Here is a 2,995-nt window from a genome sequence, read left to right on the forward strand (position 1 = left end):
GTCCAGGCGGCGGGCGGCGGCGCGGTTGCCGCGCATGACGTTGACGGTGGTCACCACCACCATGACCAGGCCCCAGCGGGCGATGTCGGCGCCCATGCCGTGGGCGTGGAAGAAGAACAGCGGAAAGACGATCAGGCTGACCATCGGCGCGAAGGCGCTGACCACCAGCAGGGCGGCGGGCTGGTGGCGGAAATTCTGGGTGTAGATGATCTGGCCGACCCAGATCGAGGCGGCGGCCAGCTTCAGCTCCTGGATCGGCGACAGCCACAGCATCGCCGCCAACCAGGCCCAGGTCAGATTGATCGGCAGGGCCATCAGCACGAAGGCGGCGCGCTCGGCCGGCGAGGCGGCGACGCCCGGCTTGAAGCGCCGCGTCGCCAGCCGCGCCAGGCCTTCGCTGACGATGAAGCTGGCCAGCCACATCAGGGCTGTGGAAACGCCCAGCACCACGGACGTGACCCCGGCGGACACGATGGCCGGAAGCAGCCGGGACGGCAGCAGCCGATGGGTGTCCAGCGCCACCTCGTCCAGCCGGTCATCGGCCCAGGGTGAATCGAACCATCGCACTTGTGGAATTTCGCCTCGCTCGCCAACCGGCGCCATGCGCACAAGAATAGTCGATCAGGCCTAGCAGAGCCTGAACGACTTCTGCGACGGATCAGCGCGGTTCGTCGGGAAACCGACGGTAACCTTAAGGTTCGCGCCGGGCGCGCGCCGCGTTGCGCCGCCGCCCTCGCGCCGCTAGCCTTGCGTGAACAACGATAACGGATCGGGAGAGCGCGGCCTATGCAGGGCTTGATGCAGCACGGGGCCTTGACGGTCGACAAGATCATCGACCACGCCGCCCAGTGGCACGGCGCGCGCGAGGTCGTCACACGTTCGGTCGAGGGGCCGATCGTCCGCACCACCTACGGCGCGATCCACCAGCGCGCCAAGCGGGTGTCCAACGCCCTGCTGGCCATGGGGATCAAGCCGGGCGACCGGGTCGGCACCCTGGCCTGGAACACCGGTCGCCACATGGAGGCCTGGTACGGCATCATGGGCATCGGGGCGGTGTGCCACACCCTGAATCCGCGCCTGTTTCCCGAGCAGATCGCCTGGATCGCCAACCACGCCGGCGACCGCGCGATCTTCGTCGACCTGACCTTCCTGCCGATCATCGCCGGGATCCTGCAGCACCTTCCGACCGTCGAGCACGTGGTGCTGTTCACCGATCGCGACCACATGCCGGCCGACTTCAGGCCGGCGGGCGAGACGCCGCGCTTCAAGGGCCTGCTGTGCTTCGAGGACCTGGTCGAGCAGCACCATGCCGACTGCGCCTGGGGCGGCTTCGACGAGGGCACGGCGGCGGGCCTCTGCTACACCTCGGGCACGACGGGCGACCCCAAGGGCGTGCTCTACTCGCACCGCTCCAACGTGCTGCACACCCTGATCACCCTGCAGCCGGACGTGATGGGCCTGTCGCAGAAGGACGTGATCCTGCCGGTGGTGCCGATGTTCCACGCCAACGCCTGGGGCGTGGCGTTCTCGGCGCCCGGAACCGGCGCCAAGATGGTCATGCCGGGCGCCAAGATGGACGGCGCCTCGATCTTCGAGCTGCTGGACAGCGAGGGCGTCACCTTCTCGGCCGCCGTGCCCACCGTCTGGCAGATGCTGCTGCAGCACCTGCGCGAGTCCGGCGCCAAGCTGCCGGTGCTGAAGAAGGTGGTGATCGGCGGGGCGGCCTGTCCCGAGCACATCATCCGCGCCTTCCACGACGACTACGACGTCGAGGTGGTCCATGCCTGGGGCATGACCGAGACCTCGCCGGTCGGCACGCTGTCGGTGATGACCGACGAGCTGGAAAAGCTGCCCTACGACCAGCAGATGCCCTACCGGCTCAAGCAGGGCCGGCCGCCGCTGGGCGTCGAGCTGAAGCTGACCGACGACGCGGGCGTGCGCCTGCCGCACGACGGCAAGAGCTTCGGCAACCTGAAGATCCGCGGCCCGATCATCGCCGCCGAGTACTTCCGGGGCGCGGGCGGCAAGATCCTCGACGAGGAGGGCTTCTTCGACACCGGCGACGTGGCCACCATCGACGATCACGGCTTCATGCAGATCACCGACCGGGCCAAGGACGTGGTCAAGTCGGGCGGCGAGTGGATCAGCACGATCGACATCGAGAACATCGCCCTGGGCCATCCCAAGGCGGCGATGACGGCGGTGATCGGCGTGGCCCATCCCAAATGGGACGAGCGGCCCATCCTGTTGGTCAAGCTGAAGGACGGCGAGACCGCCACCAAGGAAGAGTTCCTCGATTTCCTGCAGGGCAAGATCGCCAAGTGGTGGATGCCCGACGACGTGGTCTTCGTCGACGACATCCCGCTGGGCGCGACCGGCAAGATCGACAAGAAGCTGATCCGCCTGCGCATGAAGGACTATGTGCTGCCGGGCCTGGCCGTCGCGACCATGGCTGAAGGAGCCGCCGAGGTCGCGGCCGAACCCGACGCTGAACCCGAGCCGCCGCCCGCCACCCTGGCCGCCGCGGACGGAGCCCAGGCCGAGCGGATCTATGCGCCCGAGCCCGAGGAGCCGCTGTCGGAGCCGCCGCCTCTGCCCGACCCGCAGGTGGTCGAGGCCCTGGCGCATGCCGAGGCCGCCGCCGCGCTCGAGCCGAAGGCGGCTCCGGCCGTGGCGGCGTCGACCGGACCCGAGGCCGAGCCCCTGTTCGAGCAACGCGGCCAGGAGGAGCACTTCCCCCTGGGCCCGCTGACCCCCGCGCCGACGCTCGCGCCGGTGCCGGAAGAGGCCTTCCACGCCAAGCCGGTGTTCGTCACCGAAGAGGCGCCGTTGGCCATGCCGATCGTCCCCAGCCGCAAGGGCAAGAAGGCCAAGGCGGATAAGGCGGATAAGGCGGATAAGGCCAAGGGCGGCGGCTTCACCGGCGGCGTGCTCGACCTGGTCGTGCTGATCGCCCTGGCGCCGGCCCTGCTGGTCGCGGCCGGCGCGCTGGGCG

The 2,995-nt window shown here is 69.3% G+C and carries 1 protein-coding gene and 1 pseudogene; one reads left to right on the forward strand and one right to left on the reverse strand.

The features are described 5' to 3' along the window. A pseudogene (locus AC1DZ6_RS22480) lies at positions 1-567 on the reverse strand (hybrid sensor histidine kinase/response regulator); the annotation flags it as partial. A 219-nt stretch (positions 568-786) separates the two neighbouring features. Here AC1DZ6_RS22480 and AC1DZ6_RS22485 point away from each other — a divergent pair. Continuing rightward, positions 787-2,995, forward strand: a 2,209-nt coding sequence (locus AC1DZ6_RS22485) for a long-chain-fatty-acid--CoA ligase (RefSeq protein ID WP_477099341.1), incomplete at its 3' end; no start/stop codon positions are given.

The sequence above is a fragment of the Caulobacter sp. P1_B12_2 genome, from assembly GCF_056406675.1.